General features: G+C 70.4%; 1 pseudogene. It reads left to right on the top strand.

Annotated features, from left to right (window positions below):
* Positions 1–245: pseudogene (locus ACEN88_RS34485) on the top strand (hypothetical protein); the annotation flags it as partial.
* Between the last annotated feature and the right edge of the window lie 150 nt (positions 246–395).

Below are 395 nucleotides of genomic sequence, written 5' to 3' on the forward strand. Positions count from 1 at the left end.
CGGCGTCGGCCGCACCGGCGCCGCCGCCTGTCGTCAAATCGCCCGACCTGCTGTACCGGCACGGCGTCGAACTGACGGTGCGCGGCAGCTATCTCGACATGGTCGACTACATGCAGGCGCTGGAGACGCTGCCCACCCAGCTGTTCTGGGGCAAGGCGCAGCTGGATGCGGAAGCGTACCCGAACGTGCGCCTGACCCTGACGCTGTACACCCTGAGCCTGGACCCGAAATGGATGAAGCTGTGATTCCGACGACGATGAAGCCGGCCCTGCGCGCCGCATTCCTTGCGCTGCTGCTGGCGGGCGGCGCCCACGCGCAGCCGCTGCAGGACCCGACGAAACCGCCCGCGGCGGCGACGCCGGTCGCGCTGGGTCCGCAGGCCATGAGCAGCGGCC

This window comes from Massilia sp. CT11-108 (assembly GCF_047302915.1).
GTDB classification, from domain to species: Bacteria; Pseudomonadota; Gammaproteobacteria; order Burkholderiales; family Burkholderiaceae_D; genus Telluria; species Telluria orientalis.